The sequence below is a fragment of the Streptomyces sp. NPDC059957 genome (assembly GCF_042730015.1).
Taxonomy (GTDB): Bacteria; Actinomycetota; Actinomycetes; order Streptomycetales; family Streptomycetaceae; genus Streptomyces.
Map to the genome: position 1 here is coordinate 69,859 of NZ_JBHWMB010000014.1, position 20,252 is coordinate 90,110.

At 71.7% G+C, this 20,252-nt stretch carries 20 protein-coding genes; 7 read left to right on the forward strand and 13 right to left on the reverse strand.

Going from position 1 to position 20,252, the window contains the following annotated elements; all coding sequences use genetic code 11:
• Positions 1-11: 11 nt before the first annotated feature.
• Genes hisF through hisD form a run of 8 tightly spaced genes read right to left on the reverse strand, consistent with a single transcriptional unit; the run spans position 12 to position 5,778 of the window.
• Positions 12-767: an imidazole glycerol phosphate synthase subunit HisF gene (gene hisF, locus ACFWBW_RS12305; RefSeq protein WP_327307203.1), complete on the reverse strand. Its 756-nt coding sequence runs from the start codon at positions 765-767 to the stop codon at positions 12-14.
• Positions 764-1,180, reverse strand: a complete 417-nt coding sequence (locus tag ACFWBW_RS12310) for a RidA family protein (RefSeq protein WP_385370927.1) — start codon at positions 1,178-1,180, stop codon at positions 764-766. The genes hisF and ACFWBW_RS12310 overlap by 4 nt, the downstream gene beginning before the upstream one ends.
• Positions 1,177-1,911 (reverse strand): bifunctional 1-(5-phosphoribosyl)-5-((5-phosphoribosylamino)methylideneamino)imidazole-4-carboxamide isomerase/phosphoribosylanthranilate isomerase PriA, encoded by a 735-nt coding sequence (gene priA, locus ACFWBW_RS12315; RefSeq protein ID WP_385370929.1) that lies wholly within the window; start codon positions 1,909-1,911, stop codon positions 1,177-1,179. Before priA ends, ACFWBW_RS12310 begins: the two co-directional genes overlap by 4 nt.
• On the reverse strand, positions 1,911-2,561 hold the full coding sequence (hisH, locus tag ACFWBW_RS12320) for an imidazole glycerol phosphate synthase subunit HisH (protein ID WP_385370932.1): 651 nt from the start codon (positions 2,559-2,561) through the stop codon (positions 1,911-1,913). Before hisH ends, priA begins: the two co-directional genes overlap by 1 nt.
• Positions 2,558-2,725, reverse strand: coding sequence for a hypothetical protein (locus ACFWBW_RS12325; RefSeq protein ID WP_266909496.1), 168 nt, complete (start codon positions 2,723-2,725; stop codon positions 2,558-2,560). Before ACFWBW_RS12325 ends, hisH begins: the two co-directional genes overlap by 4 nt.
• A 1-nt stretch (position 2,726) precedes the next feature.
• Positions 2,727-3,320 carry an imidazoleglycerol-phosphate dehydratase HisB gene (hisB, locus tag ACFWBW_RS12330; protein ID WP_215035049.1) on the reverse strand — a complete coding sequence of 198 codons (594 nt, stop codon included), beginning with the start codon at positions 3,318-3,320 and terminating at the stop codon, positions 2,727-2,729.
• Positions 3,317-4,459 (reverse strand): histidinol-phosphate transaminase, encoded by a 1,143-nt coding sequence (locus ACFWBW_RS12335; RefSeq protein ID WP_385370934.1) that lies wholly within the window; start codon positions 4,457-4,459, stop codon positions 3,317-3,319. Before ACFWBW_RS12335 ends, hisB begins: the two co-directional genes overlap by 4 nt.
• Positions 4,456-5,778: a histidinol dehydrogenase gene (hisD, locus tag ACFWBW_RS12340; protein ID WP_385370936.1), complete on the reverse strand. Its 1,323-nt coding sequence runs from the start codon at positions 5,776-5,778 to the stop codon at positions 4,456-4,458. Before hisD ends, ACFWBW_RS12335 begins: the two co-directional genes overlap by 4 nt.
• 181 nt (positions 5,779-5,959) lie before the next feature.
• On the opposite strand from hisD, the gene ACFWBW_RS12345 reads away from it, so the two are divergent.
• The 3 genes from ACFWBW_RS12345 (at position 5,960) to ybaK (ending at position 8,888) form a co-directional block, all read left to right on the forward strand.
• Complete coding sequence (locus ACFWBW_RS12345; protein ID WP_385370938.1) at positions 5,960-7,561, forward strand: oxidoreductase; 1,602 nt, start codon at positions 5,960-5,962, stop codon at positions 7,559-7,561.
• An 86-nt stretch (positions 7,562-7,647) separates the two neighbouring features.
• Positions 7,648-8,385 carry an LON peptidase substrate-binding domain-containing protein gene (locus tag ACFWBW_RS12350; protein WP_385370940.1) on the forward strand — a complete coding sequence of 246 codons (738 nt, stop codon included), beginning with the start codon at positions 7,648-7,650 and terminating at the stop codon, positions 8,383-8,385.
• A 14-nt stretch (positions 8,386-8,399) separates the two neighbouring features.
• Entirely contained in the window at positions 8,400-8,888 is a 489-nt protein-coding gene (gene ybaK, locus ACFWBW_RS12355; protein WP_385370942.1) for a Cys-tRNA(Pro) deacylase, read from the forward strand.
• Positions 8,889-8,902: 14 nt separating this feature from the next.
• On the opposite strand, the gene ACFWBW_RS12360 is transcribed toward ybaK, so the two are convergent.
• The 4 genes from ACFWBW_RS12360 to ACFWBW_RS12375 are packed head-to-tail and all read right to left on the reverse strand — an operon-like array spanning position 8,903 to position 12,979.
• Complete coding sequence (locus ACFWBW_RS12360; RefSeq protein WP_385370944.1) at positions 8,903-9,619, reverse strand: hypothetical protein; 717 nt, start codon at positions 9,617-9,619, stop codon at positions 8,903-8,905.
• A 51-nt stretch (positions 9,620-9,670) separates the two neighbouring features.
• On the reverse strand, positions 9,671-10,522 hold the full coding sequence (locus tag ACFWBW_RS12365; RefSeq protein ID WP_385371046.1) for an ABC transporter permease: 852 nt from the start codon (positions 10,520-10,522) through the stop codon (positions 9,671-9,673).
• Positions 10,523-10,563: 41 nt separating this feature from the next.
• Positions 10,564-11,601: an ABC transporter ATP-binding protein gene (locus ACFWBW_RS12370; protein ID WP_385370946.1), complete on the reverse strand. Its 1,038-nt coding sequence runs from the start codon at positions 11,599-11,601 to the stop codon at positions 10,564-10,566.
• A 28-nt stretch (positions 11,602-11,629) separates the two neighbouring features.
• Entirely contained in the window at positions 11,630-12,979 is a 1,350-nt protein-coding gene (locus tag ACFWBW_RS12375; protein ID WP_385370948.1) for an NYN domain-containing protein, read from the reverse strand.
• A 229-nt stretch (positions 12,980-13,208) separates the two neighbouring features.
• On the opposite strand from ACFWBW_RS12375, the gene ACFWBW_RS12380 reads away from it, so the two are divergent.
• Entirely contained in the window at positions 13,209-13,379 is a 171-nt protein-coding gene (locus ACFWBW_RS12380) for a hypothetical protein (protein ID WP_385370950.1), read from the forward strand.
• Positions 13,380-13,470: 91 nt separating this feature from the next.
• Here the strand turns inward: ACFWBW_RS12380 and dnaE are convergent, their stop codons facing one another.
• On the reverse strand, positions 13,471-17,016 hold the full coding sequence (gene dnaE, locus ACFWBW_RS12385; protein WP_385370952.1) for a DNA polymerase III subunit alpha: 3,546 nt from the start codon (positions 17,014-17,016) through the stop codon (positions 13,471-13,473).
• 214 nt (positions 17,017-17,230) lie between these two features.
• Between dnaE and ACFWBW_RS12390 the strand changes: the two genes are divergently transcribed.
• From ACFWBW_RS12390 to ACFWBW_RS12400, 3 genes are all read left to right on the forward strand, one after another.
• Positions 17,231-18,556 carry a DUF2252 domain-containing protein gene (locus tag ACFWBW_RS12390; protein WP_385371048.1) on the forward strand — a complete coding sequence of 442 codons (1,326 nt, stop codon included), beginning with the start codon at positions 17,231-17,233 and terminating at the stop codon, positions 18,554-18,556.
• 50 nt (positions 18,557-18,606) lie between these two features.
• Positions 18,607-19,296, forward strand: a complete 690-nt coding sequence (locus ACFWBW_RS12395; protein ID WP_385370954.1) for a hypothetical protein — start codon at positions 18,607-18,609, stop codon at positions 19,294-19,296.
• A 64-nt stretch (positions 19,297-19,360) separates the two neighbouring features.
• Positions 19,361-20,158: a DsbA family protein gene (locus ACFWBW_RS12400; RefSeq protein ID WP_385370956.1), complete on the forward strand. Its 798-nt coding sequence runs from the start codon at positions 19,361-19,363 to the stop codon at positions 20,156-20,158.
• Positions 20,159-20,252: the final 94 nt, after the last annotated feature.

Genomic DNA, 20,252 nt, shown 5'->3' on the forward strand with positions numbered 1-20,252 from the left:
AAAAGCCGGCCTCAGCGGACCGGGTGGCCCGCTTCCCTCAGCGCGTCCTTGACCTGGCCGATGCGCAGGTCTCCGAAGTGGAACACCGACGCCGCGAGCACCGCGTCGGCGCCCGCCGCGATCGCCGGCGGGAAGTGCGCGAGCCTGCCCGCGCCGCCCGAGGCGATCACCGGGACCGTGACGTGCTTGCGCACGGCCGCGATCATCTCGGTGTCGTAGCCGTCCTTGGTACCGTCCGCGTCCATCGAGTTCAACAGGATTTCCCCGGCGCCCAGCTCGGCCGCGCGGTGCGCCCACTCGACGGCGTCGATGCCGGCGCTCTGCCGGCCGCCGTGGGTGGTCACCTCGAAGGATCCGGAGGCCGTGCGGCGGGCGTCGACCGACAGGACGAGCACCTGGCGGCCGAAGCGCTCCGCGATCTCCTGGATGAGCTCGGGCCGGGCGATGGCCGCGGTGTTCACGCCGACCTTGTCGGCGCCGGCCCGCAGCAGCTTGTCCACGTCGTCGGCGGTGCGGACGCCGCCGCCCACGGTCAGCGGGATGAAGACCTGCTCGGCGGTGCGGCGCACCACGTCGTAGGTGGTCTCCCGGTTCCCGGAGGAGGCGGTGATGTCGAGGAAGGTCAGCTCGTCGGCGCCTTCGGCGTCGTAGAGCTTGGCCATCTCGACGGGGTCGCCGGCGTCGCGCAGGTTCTGGAAGTTGACGCCCTTGACCACGCGGCCGTTGTCCACGTCCAGGCAGGGGATCACCCGTACGGCGAGGGTCATGCCGAGCCTCCCGCGACGGGGCCGAAGGCCTCGACCTCCACCTCGACGACCATGCTCGGGTCCACGAACCCGTTGACGATGATCAGCGTCGAGGCCGGGCGGATCTTGTCGAAGAGCTCGCTGTGGGCGCGGCCGACCTCGTCCACGTCACGGGCGTGCGTGAGGTAGAGGCGGGTGCGGACCACGTGCTCGGGGCCGAGTCCGGCCTGCTCCAGCGCCTTGAAGGCCACGCTGAAGGCCTTCTTGGTCTGGTCGTACGGGCCGCCCGCGTCGGCCCCGGTGCACCCGGAGACCAGGACCAGCCCGTTGGGGAGCTGGACGGCGCGGGAGTAGCCGAGTACGTCCTCGTAGGCGCCGCCTGAGGAGATGCGACGGACGTCGGAACTGTTCGTGGAACCGTTCTCGGAACTCATGCGGAGACCACCTTCAGGGCTTCTTCGAGCGTGAACGCCTTGGCGTACAGGGCCTTGCCTACGATGGCGCCCTCGACGCCGGCCCCGACGAGCCCGGCCAGTGCGCGCAGGTCGTCGAGGGAGGAGATGCCGCCGGAGGCGACGACAGGCCGGTCGGTGGCGGCGCAGACGTTCTTCAGCAGCTCCAGGTTGGGGCCGGTGAGGGTGCCGTCCTTGCCGATGTCGGTGACGACGTACCGGGCGCAGCCCTCGGAGTCCAGGCGCGCGAGGGTCTCGTAGAGGTCCCCGCCCTCGCTGGTCCAGCCGCGGCCCTTGAGGGTGGTGCCGCGTACGTCGAGGCCGACGGCGATCTTGTCGCCGTGCTCGGCGATGGCCTTGGCGGCCCACTCGGGGGTCTCCAGGGCGGCGGTGCCGAGGTTGACGCGGGTGCAGCCGGTGGCGAGGGCCGCGGCGAGCGAGGCGTCGTCGCGGATGCCGCCGGACAGCTCGACCTTGATGTCCATGGCTCCGGTGATCTCGGCGACGAGCGCGCGGTTGTCACCGGTGCCGAAAGCGGCGTCCAGGTCGACCAGGTGCAGCCATTCGGCGCCGGCGGCCTGCCAGGCGAGGGCGGCCTGGAGCGGGGAGCCGTAGGAGGTCTCGCTGCCGGAGACGCCGTGCACGAGGCGGACGGCCTGGCCGTCGCGGACGTCGACGGCGGGGAGCAGTTCGAGCTTCTTCGACGTCGTCATCACAGGGTCTCGATCCAGTTGGTGAGGAGCTGGGCGCCGGCGTCCCCGGACTTCTCGGGGTGGAACTGGGTGGCCCACAGGGCCCCGTTCTCCACCGCCGCGACGAACCGCTCGCCGTGCGTGGCCCAGGTGACCTTGGGGGCCTTGATCAGCGGGTTGGTGACTTCCAGCGACCAGTCGTGGGCCGCGTAGGAGTGCACGAAGTAGAAGCGGGCGTCCTCGTCCAGGCCGGCGAAGGCCTGGCTGTCGGCCGGCGCGTCCACGGTGTTCCAGCCCATGTGGGGGACGATCGGGGCCTGGAGCGGGCCGACCGTGCCGGGCCACTCGTCCAGTCCCTCGGTCTCCACGCCGTGCTCGATGCCGCGCTCGAAGAGGATCTGCATGCCGACGCAGATGCCCATGACCGGGCGGCCGCCGGAGAGCCGGCGGCCGATGATCCAGTCGCCGCGCGCGTCCTTGAGCCCCTGCATGCAGGCGGAGAAGGCTCCGACGCCGGGGACGAGGAGTCCGTCGGCGTCCATGGCCTTGTCGTAGTCGCGGGTGATCTCCACGTCCGCGCCGGCGCGCGCGAGGGCGCGCTCGGCGGAGCGGACGTTGCCGAAGCCGTAGTCGAAGACGACGACCTTCTTGGTGGGGCTGACTGCGCTCATTCCCAAATTCCCTGGATCCGCAGGACTCCGGCGACCAGGCACATCACGGAGCCGATGGCGAGCAGGGCGATGACCGAGGCGGGCATCTCCTGCTTCTTGAAGGAGTAGACGCCGCCGGCCAGGAACAGGCCGAGGACGATCAGGATCGTGTTGAGCCCGTTCACGCTAGAGGGCGCCCTTCGTGGAGGGCAGGATCCCGGCGGCGCGCGGGTCGAACTCGGCGGCGTAGCGCAGGGCCCGGGCCAGCGCCTTGAACTGGCACTCCACGATGTGGTGGGCGTTGCGGCCGTACGGCACGTGGATGTGCAGGGCGATCTGGGCCTGCGCGACGAAGGACTCGAAGATGTGCCGGGTCATCGTCGTGTCGTACGAGCCGATCATCGGCGCCATGTTCTCGGGCTCGGTGTGCACGAGGTACGGGCGGCCGGACAGGTCGACGGTCACCTGGGCGAGGGACTCGTCGAGCGGCACGGTGCAGTTGCCGAAGCGGTAGATGCCGACCTTGTCGCCGAGGGCCTGCTTGAAGGCGGCGCCGAGCGCCAGGGCGCTGTCCTCGATGGTGTGGTGGCTGTCGATGTGCAGGTCGCCCTCGGTCTTGACCGTGAGGTCGAAGAGGCCGTGGCGGCCGAGCTGGTCGAGCATGTGGTCGTAGAAGCCCACGCCCGTCGAGACGTCGACCTTGCCGGTGCCGTCGAGGTTTATCTCGACGAGGACCGAGGTCTCCTTCGTGGTCCGTTCGACCCGTCCGATGCGGCTCATGCGTGCTGCTCCTTCTTCAGTGCGCGAACCGCTTCCAGGAACGCGTCGTTCTCGGCCGGGGTGCCCGCGGTGACCCGCAGCCATCCCGGTACGCCGTTGTCCCGGACCAGGACGCCCTGGTCGAGGATCTTCTGCCAGGCGGTGTGGGAGTTCTCGAACCGGCCGAACTGTACGAAGTTCGAGTCGGAGTCGGTGACCTCGAAGCCGATCCCCCGCAGCTCGGTGACCAGGCGGTCGCGCTCGGCCTTGAGCTGCTCGACGTAGCCGAGCAGGGTGTCGGTGAACTCCAGGGCGGCCAGCGCGGTCGCCTGGGTGACGGCCGACAGGTGGTACGGCAGGCGTACGAGCTGTACGGCGTCGACCACCGCCGGGTGCGCGGCCAGGTAGCCCAGGCGCAGGCCCGCGGCGCCGAAGGCCTTGGACATGGTCCGGGAGACCACCAGGTTCGGGCGGCCCTCGATCAGCGGCAGGAGGGAGTCCCGGTGGCTGAACTCCACATAGGCCTCGTCCACGATGACCAGGCTGGGCCCGGCCGCCTGCGCGGCCTCGTAGAGGGCCAGGACCGTCTCCGCCCCGACCGCGGTACCCGTGGGGTTGTTGGGCGAGGTGATGAAGACGACGTTGGGCGCGTGCTCCGTGATGGCGCGCTCGGCGGCCTCCACGTCGATGGTGAAGTCCTCGCTCCGCGGACCGGAGATCCAGTCGGTCCCGGTGCCGCGCGCGATCAGCGCGTGCATCGAGTACGAGGGCTCGAAGCCGATCGCGGTGCGGCCGGGCCCGCCGAAGGTCTGCAGCAGCTGCTGCAGGACCTCGTTGGAGCCGTTGGCGGCCCATACGTTCTCGCGCGCGACCGGGTGCTTGCCGGTACGGGTGAGGTAGGCGGCCAGCTCGGTGCGCAGCTCGACCGCGTCCCGGTCCGGGTACCGGTTCAGCGTGCGGGCGGCCTCGGCGACGCGCTCGGCGATGCGGGCGACGAGCGGCTCGGGCAGGCCGTACGGGTTCTCGTTGGTGTTGAGCTGGACGGGCACGTCCAGCTGCGGGGCGCCGTACGGGGTCTTGCCGCGCAGCTCGTCCCGGATGGGGAGGTCGTCGATGCCGATGACGGCCGCGGCGGCGGTGCTGTCAGTGGTGCCGGTCATGCCTGGGGAACCTTCCACCCGAATCGTGCCTTCAGAGCCGCGCCGTGCGCGGGCAGGTCCTCGGCCTCGGCCAGGGTCACCACGTGGTGGGTGACCTCGGCGAGGGCGTCGCGCGTGTAGTCGACGATGTGGATGCCGCGCAGGAAGGACTGCACGGACAGGCCCGAGGAGTGGCAGGCGCAGCCGCCGGTGGGCAGCACGTGGTTGGAGCCTGCGCAGTAGTCGCCGAGCGAGACCGGGGACCAGGGGCCGACGAAGATCGCGCCGGCGTTGCGCACGCGGGCGGCCCAGGCGGCCGCGTCGGCGGTCTGGATCTCCAGGTGCTCGGCGCCGTACGCGTCGACGACCTTGAGGCCGTCCTCCAGGCTGTCGACCAGGACGATCGCGGACTGGCGGCCGGCCAGCGCGGGCATGATCCGGTCCTCGACGTGCTTGGTGGCCGCGACCTGCGGCTCCAGCTCCTTCTCGACCGCGGCCGCGAGCTCCGCGGAGTCCGTGACGAGGACGGCGGCGGCCAGCGGGTCGTGCTCCGCCTGGCTGATCAGGTCGGCGGCGACGTGCACCGGGTCGGCCGTGGAGTCCGCGAGGACCGCGATCTCGGTCGGGCCGGCCTCGGTGTCGATGCCGATCTTGCCGGTGAAATAGCGCTTGGCGGCGGCGACCCAGATGTTGCCGGGGCCGGTCACCATGTTCGCGGGGGCGCACTCCTCGGTGCCGTACGCGAACATCGCGACGGCCTGGGCACCACCCGCGGCGTACACCTCGTCGACGCCGAGCAGCGCGCACGCGGCGAGGATCGTCGGGTGGGGCAGGCCGCCGAAGTCCGCCTGCGGCGGGGACGCGAGCGCGATGGACTCGACGCCCGCCTCCTGGGCCGGGACCACGTTCATGACGACGGAGGACGGGTACACCGAGCGGCCGCCCGGGGCGTACAGCCCCACGCGCTCCACCGGAACCCACTTCTCGGTCACCGTGCCGCCGGGGACCACCTGGGTGACGTGCTCGGTCCGGCGCTGGTTGCGGTGCACGATCCGGGCGCGCCGGATCGACTCCTCGAGGGCGGCGCGGACGGCCGGGTCGAGCTGGTCGAGAGCGGTCTTCAGGGCCTCGGCGGGCACCCGGATCCGGTCGAGCTCGACCCCGTCGAACTTCTGCGCGTACTCGATCAGCGCCGCCGTTCCACGATGGTGGACGTCCTCGCAGATGGGCCGCACCTTCTCCAGGGCGGCTTCCACGTCGAACTCGGCACGGGGCAGCAGATCGCGCAGGGCGCCACCCTCGGGGAGGGTGTCGCCGCGCAGGTCGATACGAGAGATCACCTGGCAATTCTCTCAGACCGCCTCGCGCCACCGTTCGTCCGTATCACTGGCTGATACAGGCCACGGACGTTCCCTGATGTCACACAGGCCCTCTAGCGTGCAGGTACGCGCGGCGTGTCCGCGCGTACAAGCGGGAGGGACCGCGCGGTGGCGTCCGCGCGACGAGCGGAGGGGGGCCGCCATGGCCGAAGCACGCCCGGACGGGGAACCGGCCGATCTCACCGGCTCCGAACGGCTCATGTGGGACGCGTTCCGGACCGGCAGCGTCTGCGATCTCAGCACCCGCACCGCCGAACGGGACGATCCGCACGCCGACCGGGTCTGGGGCCCCGGGCGCAGCGTCCGCGCGGCGGTGGTGGCGCTGTTGCTGCTCCACGGGCCGGGCCCGGTCCCGGGGCGGGTGGCCTCGCTGAAGTTGCGGGGCGTACGGATCACCGGCCGCCTGGACCTCTCCGGGGGCACGGTCACCCCGTACGTGGAGCTCCAGTCCTGCCGCTTCGACGGGGAGGTACAGCTCTCGGAGAGCCGCTTCGGCACGCTGCGCCTGGTCAACTGCGCGATACCCCGGCTGGAAGCGGCCCGGCTGCACACCGAGGGCGATCTGCACCTGCCGCGCTGCCGGGTGGCCCGCGGGATCCGGCTGACCGACGCGCAGATCGGCACCGACCTGCTGATCAGCGAGGCGGTGCTGCAGCGCGACGGCAAGGGGCGGGCCCTGGCGGCCGACGGCATGTCGGTCGCGCAGGACTTCCAGGGCGAGCTGCTCCAGACGTACGGGGAGCTGAGCCTGCGCGGGGCCAAGGTCGGCGTGTCGATGAACCTGCGCGGGGCCCGCCTGAGCAATCCGTACGGGAAGCGGGCGCTGAACGCCCCGCAGCTCACGGTGGAGCGCACGCTCTACCTGACCTCGATCGCGCTGGGCCACACCCCGGGCGACTCCGAATCCTCCACTCCCCCCTACGGGCTCGGCCACACGCCCGTACCGGGACAGCACGCGCAGCACTTCGAGTGCCGGGGCGGCCTGCGGCTGGACGACGGCCGCTTCGGGGACGCCGTGGACTTCTACGGGGCCCGCTTCACCCTCACGGAGGACCAGGAGGTCTCGCTGCGCCGCATCCACACCCCGGAGCTGCGGTTCGTCGGCGAGCGGCCGGCGCGGGGGCGGGTGGTGCTGTCGGGGGCGCGGGTGGTCAAGCTCGTGGACACCTCCACGAGCTGGCCGGGCCCGGGCCGGCTGTCCATCGAGGGCTTCGCCTATGAGAACCTCGCGCCCCGGGGCCTCTTCCCGCCGGCCCGCCGGCTGGAGTGGGTCGAGGCGGCCACCCCCGAGTACTCCCCGGAACCGTACGAGCGGCTCGCCGCGGTCCTGCGGGCCTCCGGGGAGGACGCGGACGCCCGCGAGGTGCTGCTGGCCAAACAGCGGCGCCGGCGCACGACGCTGCCGCCGGCGCTGCGCGCGTGGGGGTACCTCCAGGACTGGACGGTGGTCTACGGCTACCGTCCGGGGCGGGCGGCGCTGTGGATGGCCGTGCTGTGGGCGGCCGGGGCCGTGCTCTTCACGGTGCACGGCAGGCCGCCGCCGCTCAAGGCGGAGGAGCACCCGGACTGGAACCCGGTGCTGTTCGCCCTGGACCTGCTGCTCCCGGTGATCGACCTGGGCCAGCAGGACCAGTGGATTCTGCGGGGCGGCTGGCAGTGGGGCACGGCGGCCCTGGTCATCCTGGGCTGGATCCTGGCCACGACCGTGGCGGCGGGCGCCTCCCGCGTCCTGCGGCGGGGATGACGGCAGGGGGTGTCCCGGCGCCCCTGGCCGATCCGGCCCTGATCCCCGGGACACCCCCTCGGCCCACGGCCACTACCCTGTGCCTCGTGACCACCGTTCGCCTGCCCCTCTTCCCGCTGAACTCGGTGCTGTTCCCGGGACTCGTCCTCCCGCTGAACATCTTCGAGGAGCGTTATCGCGCCATGATGCGCGAGCTGCTCAAGGCCGGAGAGGACGAGCCCCGCCGCTTCGCGGTCGTCGCGATCCGCGACGGCCGGGAGGTCGCCCCGACCGCGCCCGGCCTGCCGGACCAGACGGCCGTGCCCGAACGCGGGCCGGCCGCCGGTTTCGGCGCGGACCCGGTCCAGGCCTTCCACCGGGTAGGCTGCATCGCCGACGCGGCCTCGATCCGGGAGCGGGAGGACGGCAGCTTCGAGGTGATGGCCACCGGCACGGTCCGGGTCCGGCTGCTGTCCGTCGACGCCTCCGGCCCCTACCTCGTGGCGGAGCTGGAGGAGCTCCCCGAGGACGCGGGCGACGGCGCGGGCGCGCTGGCGGAGGGCGTGCTGCGGGCGTTCCGCACGTACCAGAAGCGGCTGGCCGGAGCCCGCGAACGGTCCCTGACCGGCATGGACCTCCCCGACGAGCCGTCGGTGGTCTCGTACCTGGTCGCGGCCGCCGCGGTGCTGGACATCCCGGCGAAGCAGCGCCTGCTCCAGGCCCCGGACACGGCGACCCGCCTCGCGGAGGAGCTGAAGCTGCTGCGCACCGAGACGGCCGTCATCCGCCACCTCCCCTCGCTCCCGGCCGTGGACCTCACCCGCGCCCCGACGAGCCCGAACTGACGGACGGCGCACCGATGGCGAAGAAGAAGCCTGCGGGCACTCCGGCGATCGTGGCCCTGACGGCGGCCGGCGCCGATTTCACCGTGCACGCCTACGAGCACGACCCGGCCCACCCGTCGTACGGCGAGGAGGCGGCCCAGGCCCTCGGGGTCTCCCCCTCCCAGGTCTTCAAGACGCTGCTGGCCGACGTGGACGGCTCGCTGGTGGTCGCGGTGGTCCCGGTCTCGGGCAGCCTCGACCTGAAGGCCCTGGCCGCCGCGGTGGGCGGCAAGCGTGCGGCGATGGCCGACCCGGCCCTGGCGGAACGCACCACGGGCTACGTCCTGGGCGGCATCTCCCCGCTGGGCCAGCGCAAGCGCCTGCGCACGGTCCTGGACGCCTCGGCCTCTGACTTCCCCACGATCTGCGTCTCGGCGGGCCGCCGCGGCCTGGAGGTCGAGCTCGCCCCGGCCACCCTGATCGCCCTGACCGCAGCCACTCCGGCCCCGATCGCCCGCGCGTAACGCCCCGGCCGGGCCTACGGTCGCGGAGGCTCCGTACCGGACGGGTCCGGGGACGCCGACGGGTACGGCTCCGGGGCCGGGGAGTCGGCGGGGCCCGCAGGGGCCTGGTAATAGCCGGACGGCCACATCGCGAGCTCCGGGGCGGGATCCCGCGTGCCCCACAGCGCCGTCAACGCCAGGTGCACGATCACCGCGGCCATCGGCCACCCGAGCAGCGCCCCGTGCGCGAGCAACTCCAGCGGGGCTTCGAAGGGGACACCCTTCCCCGCCTTCCGCGCGGCCGCCACCAGGTCCGCGGAGGGGCCCAGCCACAGGCCCACGCGCCAGCCGACCAGCGCGGCGAAGACCGATCCGACCGCGAGCCCGACCACCTGCGCGGCGCCCCCGGCGCGGCGCCACAGGAAGACGCCCAGCGCGCTCAGCACGCCGAATGCCACGGACAGCAGCAGGAAGGTCCCGTCGGCCCCGATGCGGGCCTCGCTCTCGGTGTCCTGCAGGAACACGGCCTCGCCGTTGGAGACGTACTGCACCCTCGGCGCGAGCCAGACCCACAGCAGTCCGAGCAGCACGCCGGCCACGCCGATCACGAGGGCGATGGCGGCCCCGTCGCGGATGTCGGACGGGGAGAACGCGGGCTCCGACGCGGGCGCGGCCGCGGCCGCTGTCGCAGCCGAAGGGGACTCCGACGGCGGCTGGTCGGGCTTGTCATAGGGGGTCACGGCTTCGGTCACCCCCACATCGTGCCAGGAAGTGTTTGATTTAACGATCGGCCCCGGCGGGCGTCAGCGGACCGCTGCCCGCCGGTAGGCCCAGGTCGCGAGGGCGAGGGACAGCACCCCCACCCCCGCGCACACGCCGAGGTCGAGGAGGACCGCCGCCCAGTCGGGATGCGGCTCGAAGGTCCGGGCGAAGGCCTCCACGCCGTACGTGGACGGCAGCAGGTCACGCGCCCAGACGATGACGTCGGGCATCCGCTCGGGCGGCAGTACGCCCAGCAGCAGGGCCGCGGACATGCCGAGCTGTCCGGCGAGGGTGGCCAGCTCCTGGCGGGGGGCGAGCAGGCCCAGCGCCGCGCCGAGCCCGGCGAGGGCGGCGCCGGCCAGCGGCACCACGGCGGCCAGGATCCACAGTCCGCCCATCGGCAGCCCGAACAGCACGCTGCCGAAGACGGCCGTCACCAGCGTGCCGGGCAGCGTGAAGGAGGCGTACGCGGCGGCCGCGCCCAGCACCACGGACGCGGGCGGCACCGGCAGGGTGGCGTAGTGGTCGAGCCCGCCGCTGGCCCGGAGCTGCCCGAAGTACTGCGCGAGCAGGTTCAGCGCGACGAAGGCGACGACCAGCACGGAGGAACCGGCGACGACGGCCCGCGCTTCGGAGCCACCGTCGACCACGCCCCGCATCAGGATCATGATCCCGACGGACTGGAAGGTGGCCACGAACAGCAGGGGGATCCGCGAGACCCGCGCGCGGGACAGCTGGGCCCGGTAGACGGCGGCCAGCGCCGGGAAGAACCGGGCGCGGGGTGCCAGCGGCGCGGCGAGGTGCTGTCGGACCGCGTTCGGCGAGGCGGCGCCCTTCCCGGCGGTCGCGGGTGCGGCGGCGATCTGCACGTCATGTGTGGGCGCGTCGGCCATCGACGCCCCGATCGGCGCGACAGCGCCTGCCGGACGGTCGCTCACGACTTCACCAGCCCCTTCGTCTTCCCGCCCAGCGCGAGGTACACGTCCTCCAGGCTCGGCGTGGCCAGTGTGAAATCGTCGAGGGCGGCGAAGGCCGGGCCGCCGGTCACCGCGGCCACCGCGGACCGCGCCTGGTCGGGCCCGAGCCGCAGCACCCAGCGCCGCCCCGTCTCCACGGCGAGCTCACGCAGCTCCGCGACCTCCGGAAAACCCAGCGGAGCGGACTCGCGCCAGACCAGTTCGAGCCGGACCTCCCCGGACACCTGGGCCTTGAGCCCGGCGGGGGTGTCGCAGGCGATGACCCGGCCCTGGTCGATGACGGCGACCCGGTCGAGGACGGTCTCGGCCTCGATGACGTTGTGGGTGACCAGCAGCACGGTGGCCCCGGTCTCGGCGCGGCGCCGGTCGACGGCGGCCCAGACGGCCCGCCGGGCCACCGGGTCCATGCCGGTCGTGGGCTCGTCGAGCACCAGGACGGGCCGCTCCCCCACCAGTGCGGCGGCGAAGCACGCGAGGCGCCGCTGTCCGCCGGACAGCTTCTTCAGGGGGCGGCCGGCGATCCCGGTCAGTCCGAGCTCTTCCAGTACGGAGTCCCGTACGGTCCGCGCCTCGCGCAGGCCGAGCCCGCGCAGCCGGCCGGTCGTCTCGGCGGCCAGCGAGACGGTGAGTTCGTCGAGGGCGGTGGATTCCTGGCCGAGGTAGGAGAGCAGCCGGGCCGACCGGTCGGGGTGGCGCACGAGGTCGTGGCCGAGCAGGTTCACCGAGCCGGAGTCGGGCCGCAGCAGGCCGGTGAGCTGGCGGACCAGGGTGGATTTGCCGGCGCCGTTGGGGCCGAGCAGTCCGAAGATCTCGCCGCGGCGCACGTCCAGGGAGATCCCGTCGGTGGCACGGGTCTCGGGCAGGGCCGGGGCCCCGCGGCGTCCCCGTACGGCGGGATACGTCTTGACCAGGTCACGTACCGCGCAGACCACGTCGGTGGCCGCTCCCGCGGCCGCTGCCGTGCCCGTATCCGCCTGTGCTGTCCCCGTTGTCACGAGGAGGCAGCCTACGGGGTTGCAGCCCCTACTCGGCTGCCGGGGCCGCCGGAGCCGCCGCCACGGGGGCCGATCCGGCCACGGCCGCGGCGGCCGGGCCGGCCGGCGCACCACCGCCGGCCACGTGTTCCGCGGCCGCCCGTACGTCGATCTCGCGCCAGAAGCCGGCCCGGATGGCGTAGCGGTCGTGCTCGTCGATCTGGTCGTCCTTGTGCGCGAGGAGTCCGAACCGGGCGGCGTAGCGCAGCAGCTCCCCGTCGATCCGGTGCGGGATCCGCGGGTACATGGTGGCGAGCTTCTGCAGGTGCACGGTCTCGGGGAGCCGTTCCATCCACCGCCGGGCGAACACCTGGCCGACCTCGAAGGGGTCGCCGCCGACCGTGGTGATGTCCTCCTCGCGGTCCGCCCAGCGCTGCTCGGCGGAGGTGAGCTGGGCGAGGGTGGGCAGCGAGGCGGTTTCGGCGGGCTCGCCGAGCGGCCCGGCCCGGTCGATCCACCCCTTGTCGGAGGACCACCGCAGGGCGCTGCCGGCCGGGGCCGCGCCGAGGGTCTGGCCGGGCCCGGGTGCGGCCGCGGGGGCGCCGGGGGCGCCGGGGGCGCGCAGGGCGCCCGCGAGGTCCTTCGGGGTCGGGACGGTCCTGCCGTTGGCGGTGGTGGATCCGGCGGCAGCCGCTGCGCCGCCCTCCTCGGGCTCCACGGGGGCCGCGGGCCGGCTTCCGTTGCCGTTGCCGCGGGCGGCTTCGGCGAGGGCGGCTTCGGGCAGCGGTGCGGAGAGGATGGCGGCGATCTCGGGGCGCGGGGCCGGCGCCGGGGCGCAGAGTCCGGTGAGGTCGCGGGCGCGGACGGCGCGGGTGATCCAGGTGCGGTCCAGGACGCGGCGTTCGTCGGCTTCGGCGACGAGGTCCTCGGACTGGTTGTAGTCCCCGTCGGCGGCCTGGACGGCCCACAGGTGGACGGCGACCCCGTGTTCCTTGGCGGACATCAGGCCGGGCAGCAGGTCCCCGTCGCCGGTGACGAGCACGACGTCCGAGCAGGCCCGGTTGCGGGCGAGCTCGGTGAGCTCGGCGTGCATGGCCGCGTCGACGCCCTTCTGGGCCCAGCGGCCGTCGCTTCGGGTCAGGGCGCCGAGGCGGACGGTGACGCGGGGCATGACGCGCAGCCGCCGGTGCTCGGGCTGGGGCACCCGGTCGGGTGCACCGTCGAACCAGTAGATCCGCAGGAGCGGCTGCTCGGTGTCGGCTTCGGCGCGCTCGCGCAGGCCCTGGATGAGGGCCGCGTGGTCGACGGTGATCCGGGAGCGGGACGGCTCTCCTGCGAGGAGGCTCGCGGCGGCGCCCAGCAGATAGCCGGCGTCCACCAGGACGACGCAGCGGTCCACGCGTACCACCCTCTTCCCTGGGGGTCCTCTGTGTCTTTCGCGGTTTCCCCGAGTCTGCCCGACGGCAACGGCCTTGACGGCCGGAACTCGATCATCGGCGTGGCGTATCTCTCAGAGGTCCCCGGCAGGAGCCCCGACTACGCGCGGTAATGATCCAAAATGCGCCGTTTACGGCCCTGTGTGAGTGTGAAGGCGGCCCTGGCCCCTAAACCCCCCACGGAGGCATCCCATGGCCAAGAACAAGAACCGCCAGCAGCCCGCCAAGTCCGAAGAGCGCTCGGCTGCACAGGATCCGGCGAAGAGCTCGATGGACTCCTCGTCCTCGGCCTCGACCCCGGCTGCCCCGAGTCCGCTGCAGATGGCCGGGAAGCGCAAGGAAAAGAAGTTCGGCCACAACTGACGCCTCCACCCCGGCATCGCTGCCTCATGCGCGGGAAGGCCCGCCCCTGTCGACAGGGGCGGGCCTTCCCGCATACGGGGGTGGGTGGCGGCTAGCCGGCCAGGCAGGACGGGCCGAGCAGCACCTTGAGGTCGCCGAAGAGCGCCGGATCGGGCTTGACCCGGTGCTTGTCGAGCCGGAGCACGGTGGTGGTGCGCGGGCCCTGGAGCTTGATCCGCACCTCGCTGTTGCCCTGGTGGTGACGCAGGATCTCGCCGAGCCGGGTCACCATCGGCGGGGTGACCTTGACGGTCGGGATGGTGAGGATCACGGGGGCGTTGGTGCCGGCGTTGGAGAGGTCCGGGACCATCATCTCCATGGCGACGAGCCGGGGGATGTCCTCGCGCTTGTCCAGGCGGCCCTTGACGAAGACGACGGTGTCCTCGACCAGCTGGGTGGAGACGAGCTGGTAGGTCGCGGGGAAGAACATGCATTCGATGGAGCCGGCCAGGTCCTCGACGGTGGCGATGGCCCAGGCGTTGCCCTGCTTGGTCATCTTGCGCTGGAGGCCCGAGATGATGCCGCCGATGGTGACGACCGCGCCGTCGCCGTGCTCTCCGCCGGTGAGCTGGGAGATGCCGGCGTCGGTCTTGTCGGAGAGCACGTGCTCCAGGCCGAAGAGCGGGTGGTCGGAGACGTAGAGGCCGAGCATCTCACGCTCCTGGGCGAGCAGGTAGGCCTTCTCCCACTCGACGTCGGAGAACTCCACGTCGAGGCCGAACCCGGGCTCGTCGCCCGCGCTCTCGTCGCCCATTCCGCCGAAGAGGTCGAACTGCCCCTCGGCCTCCTTGCGCTTGACGGCCACCACGTTGTCGATCATCGGTTCGTGGTGGGCGACCAGGCCCTTGCGGGTGTGGCCCATCTCGTCGAAGGCGCCGGCCTTGATCAGGGACTCGACGGTGCGCTTGTTGCAGACGACGGCTTCGACCTTGTCGAGGAAGTCGGGGAAGGTGGAGTACTTCCCCTTGGCCTTCCTGCTCTTGATGATCGACTCGACGACGTTGGTGCCGACGTTGCGCACGGCGGTGAGGCCGAAGAGGATCACGTCGTCGCCCTGGGCGGCGAAGTTCGCCTCCGACTCGTTCACGTTCGGCGGAAGCACCTTGATGCCCATCCGGCGGCACTCGTTCAGGTAGATCGCGGACTTGTCCTTGTCGTCCTTGACCGAGGTGAGCAGGCCGGCCATGTACTCGGCCGGGAAATTGGCCTTGAGGTAGGCGGTCCAGTAGGAGACCAGGCCGTACGCGGCCGAGTGGGCCTTGTTGAAGGCGTAGCCGGCGAAGGGGACCAGGACGTCCCACAGCGCCTTGATCGCCTGGTCGCTGAAGCCCTTCTCCTTGGCGCCGGCCTCGAAGATGACGAAGTTCTTCGCCAGTTCGTCGGGCTTCTTCTTGCCCATCACGCGGCGCAGGATGTCGGCCTCGCCGAGCGAGTAGCCGGCGATGATCTGGGCGGCCTTCTGGACCTGCTCCTGGTACACGATGAGGCCGTAGGTGACGCCGAGGATCTCCCTGAGCGGCTCCTCCAGCTCCGGGTGGATCGGGGTGATCTCCTGCTGCTTGTTCTTGCGCAGGGCGTAGTTCGTGTGCGAGTTCATGCCCATCGGGCCCGGCCGGTACAGGGCCGAGACGGCGGAGATGTCCTCGAAGTTGTCGGGCTTCATCAGGCGCAGCAGGGAGCGCATGGGCCCGCCGTCGAACTGGAAGACGCCGAGGGTGTCGCCGCGGCCGAGCAGTTCGAAGGTCTTGGGGTCGTCGAGCGGCAGGCCCAGGAGGTCGAGGTCGATCCCCTTGTTGGCCTTCACCATCTTGACGGCGTCGTCCATGATCGTGAGGTTGCGCAGGCCCAGGAAGTCCATCTTGATCAGGCCGAGCGACTCGCACTGGGGGTAGTCCCACTGCGTGATGGTCACGCCGTCCGTGTGCCGCACCCAGACCGGTGCGTGGTCGACGATCGGCTCGCTGGACATGATCACGCCGGCGGCGTGCACGCCCATCTGGCGGACCAGGCCCTCCACACCGCGGGCGGTGTCGATGACCTTCTTCACGTCCGGCTCGTTCTCGTACATCGCCCGGATCTCGCCGGCCTCGCCGTAGCGCGGGTGCGAGGGGTCGGTGATGCCGTTGAGGTCGATGCCCTTGCCGAGGACGTCTGCGGGCATGGCCTTGGTGAGCCGGTCGCCCATGGCGTACGGGTAGCCGAGGACCCGGGCCGAGTCCTTGATGGCGTTCTTCGCCTTGATCTTTCCGTACGTGCCGATCATGGCGACCTTGTCGTCGCCGTACTTGTCGGTCACGTACCGGATCACTTCGACGCGCCTGCGCTCGTCGAAGTCGATGTCGACATCGGGCATGGAGACGCGCTCGGGGTTCAGGAAGCGCTCGAAGATCAGCCCGTGGGTGATCGGGTCGAGGTCGGTGATGCCCATGGCGTAGGCCACGATCGAGCCGGCGGCGGAGCCGCGGCCGGGACCCACCGCGATGCCCTGGTTCTTCGCCCACATGATGAAGTCGGCGACGACGAGGAAGTAGCCGGGGAACCCCATCTGGATGATGACGTCCAGCTCGTACTCGGCCTGCTTCTGCCGGTCGTCGGGGACCCCTCCCGGGTAGCGGCGGGCCATGCCGCGCCGCACTTCCTCCTTGAACCAGGTGATCTCGGTGTAGCCCTCTTCGGGGATCTCGAACTTCGGCATGAGGTTCTTGGCCTCGAACATGCCGGTGGTGTCGATCTGCTCGGCCACCAGGAGGGTGTTGCGGCACCCCTCCTGCCAGGCGTCCGAGGAGTCGACGGCGTACATCTCCTCCGTGGACTTCAGGTAGTAGCCGGTGCCGTCGAAGCGGAAGCGGTCCGGGTCGGAGAGGTTCTTGCCGGTCTGGATGCACAGCAGGGCGTCGTGCGCGGCCGACTCGTGCGCGTACGTGTAGTGCGAGTCGTTCGTCACCAGCGGCGGGATGCCGAGCTTCTTGCCGACCTCCAGCAGCCCGTCGCGGACCCGGCGCTCGATCTCGATGCCGTGGTCCATCAGCTCCAGGAAGTAGCGGTCCTTGCCGAAGATGTCCTGGTACTCGGACGCGGCCTTCAGGGCCTCGTCGAACTGGCCGAGGCGCAGCCTGGTCTGCAGTTCACCGGAGGGGCAGCCGGTGGAGGCGATCAGGCCTTCGGACCACTGGGAGATGGTCTCCTTGTCCATGCGCGGCCACTTCGTGAGCCAGCCCTCGGCGTACGCGTCGGAGGACAGGCGGAAGAGGTTGTGCAGCCCGGTGGAGTTCGCCGCCCAGATCGTCTTGTGGGTGTAACCGCCGGAACCGGAGACGTCGTCGCGCTTCTGGTGCGGCTGGCCCCACTGGATGCGCCGCTTGTTGCGCCGGGACTCGGGGGCGACGTACGCCTCGATGCCGATGATCGGCGTCACACCGGCCTTCTTCGCCGTGTGGAAGAAGTCATAGGCCCCGTGCAGGTTGCCGTGGTCGGACATGGCGATGTGCGTCATGCCCATCTCGTTGCACGCGTTGAACATGTCCTTCAGCCGCGCGGCACCGTCCAGCAGGGAGTACTGGGTGTGGACGTGCAGGTGCGTGAACGGCGTCTTGGTCACGGTGGGGGCTCCTGAAGATCACAGTGGCGCGGAGTGCCTCGATGAGGGGCGGCGGTCGGGTGACGGGCGGGCGGGGAGAGAGGGGGCGGCAGCAATGAATCCTACGTGGCCCGAGTGACAGATCCCGGGCACGGCGGGGTAGCTTCATCCGTTGCAGACCCAAGGACCCGTGTCCGATATGCGTTCCACCCCGCGCCACCTGGAGGCACCCGCCATGGCGGTTCCCGAGACGACCGACGAGCAGCGCGCCGAGCAGATACTCGACGTGTTCGACATCGCCTTCGGCGAGCTGATCACCGCCGACCCCGCGGCCTTCCGGGTCAAGTTCCGCAAGATGGCGGCCTCGGCCTTCGCCTTCTACCGGGGCACCGCCTGCCTCTTCTACGCCGACCTGGAGCGCGAGCGGCACGGCGGCCCGTACCTGGACGAGCGCACGGGCCGGGTGTGGATCCACGGCGATCTGCACGCCGAGAACTTCGGCACCTACATGAACGCCCAGGGCCGGCTGGTCTTCAACGTCAACGACTTCGACGAGGCCTACGTCGGCCCCTTCACCTGGGACCTGAAGCGGTTCTCCGCCTCCGTCGCCCTGCTCGGCTACACCAAGGCGCTCAGCGACGACCAGATCAGCGAGCTGGTCCGGATCTACGCGGCCGCCTACCGGGAGCGCATCCACGCGCTGGCGACGGGCGCCAAGAACGACGAGGTCCCCGCCTTCACCCTGGACACCGCCGACGGTCCGCTGCTGGAGGCCCTGCGCGCCGCCCGCCGCCGCACCCGTTTCTCGCTCCTCGACTCGATGACCGAGATCCGCGAGTTCGAGCGCCGCTTCTCCCCCGGCCCCGGGACCATCGAGCTGGACGCCGCCACCCGGTACAAGGTGCTCGCCGCCTTCGACGGGTACCTGGAGACCCTGCCCGACGAGTCCCTGGTCCGCCCGGACTCCTACCGGGTCAAGGACGTGGTGGGCCGCCGGGGCGTCGGGATCGGCTCGGCGGGCCTGCCCTCGTACAACATTCTGCTGGAGGGGCACAGCGACGCCCTGGAGAACGACGTCGTGATCTACCTCAAGCAGGCGCAGACCCCGGCCGTGTCCCGGCACGTCACCGACCGGTCGGTGCGCGAGTACTTCCGGCACGAGGGGCACCGCACCGTGATCTCCCAGCGGGCCCTGCAGGCGCACGCCGACCCGTGGCTCGGCTGGACGGAGCTGGACGGGGCCGGTCAGCTGGTCGCGGAGGTCTCCCCGTACGCGGTGGACCTGGACTGGTCGGACCTGGACGACCCGGAGGAGATCGCGGCCGTGGTCGCGGACCTGGGCCGGGCCACGGCGACCATGCACGGCGCGGCGGACGCGCAGGAGAGCGGCCAGACGCTGGTGCCGTTCTCCACCGAGCGGGCCATCGACGCGGCCATCGCCGCCGACGAGGAGGGCTTCGCGAACCTGCTGGTGGACTTCGCGCACGCCTACGGCGCCCGGGCCCGGGCCGACCACCAGATCTTCGTGGACCTCTTCCGCAACGGCCGGATCCTGCCGTAGGGCAGGACCTCCGGCCCGCCCCCACAGGGACTCGTGGCACACTCGCGACGATGGACATATCAGGGGTGGGTCTCCGAGGGCTGCGGGCCGCGCTGTTCAGCGCGGTCGTCGTGCTGCTCTCGACGGGCTCGCACGTCCTGATGTCCCGGGTGCCGCTGCCTCCCGCCCTGGTGGTGGGGGCCTTCGTCGTGGTCTTCGCGATCGCCTTCGCCCTGGCCGGGCGCGAGCGTGGCTTCGGTCACATCGCCGGGCTGCTCGTCCCCCTGGAACTGGCCGCCGACACCGTCCTGACCTCCGGCCAGCACCTCTGCTACGGCCCCGCGGGCGGCCCCGTCTCGGGTCCGCTGCGGGCCATGGGGCTGGCCGACTTCTGCGGGGGCAGCCCGGTGGGCGGGGCGCTGGCCGAGGTGGGCGGGCCCGCCGATCCGGCCGCGCTGCTGGCCGCGCCCGGACCGTGGGCGCCCTGGCTGCTGCTGGGCGCGCACGTGTCGGTCGGACTGCTCGCCTCGCTGTGGCTGCACCGCGGGGAGCGGGCGCTCGGCCGGCTGCTGCGCGCCGCGTCCGCCTGCGCCTTCCGGCCGCTGCGGATGGCCTCGGCCCGTGCGGCGCGCGCCCTCGCTCCGGTGCGGCGCTCGTCGCGGGCGGCGCTGCGCAGCGCGGTGGCCCGTACCCGCTTCCCCGTGCACTCCGTGGGACGGCGGGGACCTCCTCGCACGCCCGGCGCGTTCGCTCGCGCCTGACGTACGAGGACGGTCCCCCTGACAGCCGGCTCCACCGCGGAGCCACACCCCCACGGAGAGAACGATGAGCGCACGCAACAGCCAGGCGAACAAGGCGGCGGCCCGCGAGAAGCTGCGCATCGAGCGCGAGCAGCAGGCCAAGAAGGCCAGGGTCCGCCGGCAGGTGTTCGTGGCGGGCGGCGTCGTGGCCGCCCTCGCCCTGGCCGGCGGCGTCGGTTACGCCGTCGTCCAGTCCAACAAGCCGAGCGCCTGGGAGAAGGCCGCCGACGCCCCCGTGGTCGCGCCGAAGAACACCTCGGGCGAGAACGGCACGACGGTGATCGTCGGCAAGGCCGACGCCAAGAAGACCCTGGAGCTGTACGAGGACGCGCGCTGCCCGGTCTGCGCGAGCTTCGAGCAGGCGGTCGGCCCGCAGGTCAAGAAGGACGTCGACGCCGGCAAGTACAAGATCCAGTTCATCGGCGCCACCTTCCTGGACAACGGCTTCCCCGGCAGCGGCTCGAAGAACGCCCTGAGCGCGCTGGGCGCGGCCCTCAACGTCAGCCCCGAGGCGTTCCTGGAGTACAAGACGGCCCTCTACTCCGCGGCGAACCACCCGGAGGAGAAGGACGACAAGTTCGCCAAGGACTCCTACCTGCTCCTCGTCGCGGACCAGGTTCCGGCGCTCAAGGGGAACGCCGAGTTCAAGAAGGCGCTCGACGAGGGCACCTACGACCGGTGGGCGCTGGAGATGTCGAAGACCTTCGACAAGAGCGGTGTGAAGGGCACGCCGACGCTGAAGATGGACGGCAAGAAGATCGACCCGCTGCCGCAGTCGCCCGAGGCGTTCACGGCGGCGATCGACAAGGCCATCGCCGGCTGACGCTTCCAGGCTGAACCACCGACGGACGGGCGAACTCCCAGAGTTCGCCCGTCCGTTGCTTTCACGGGGCTGGTCCAGAGCGAATACCCGTCGG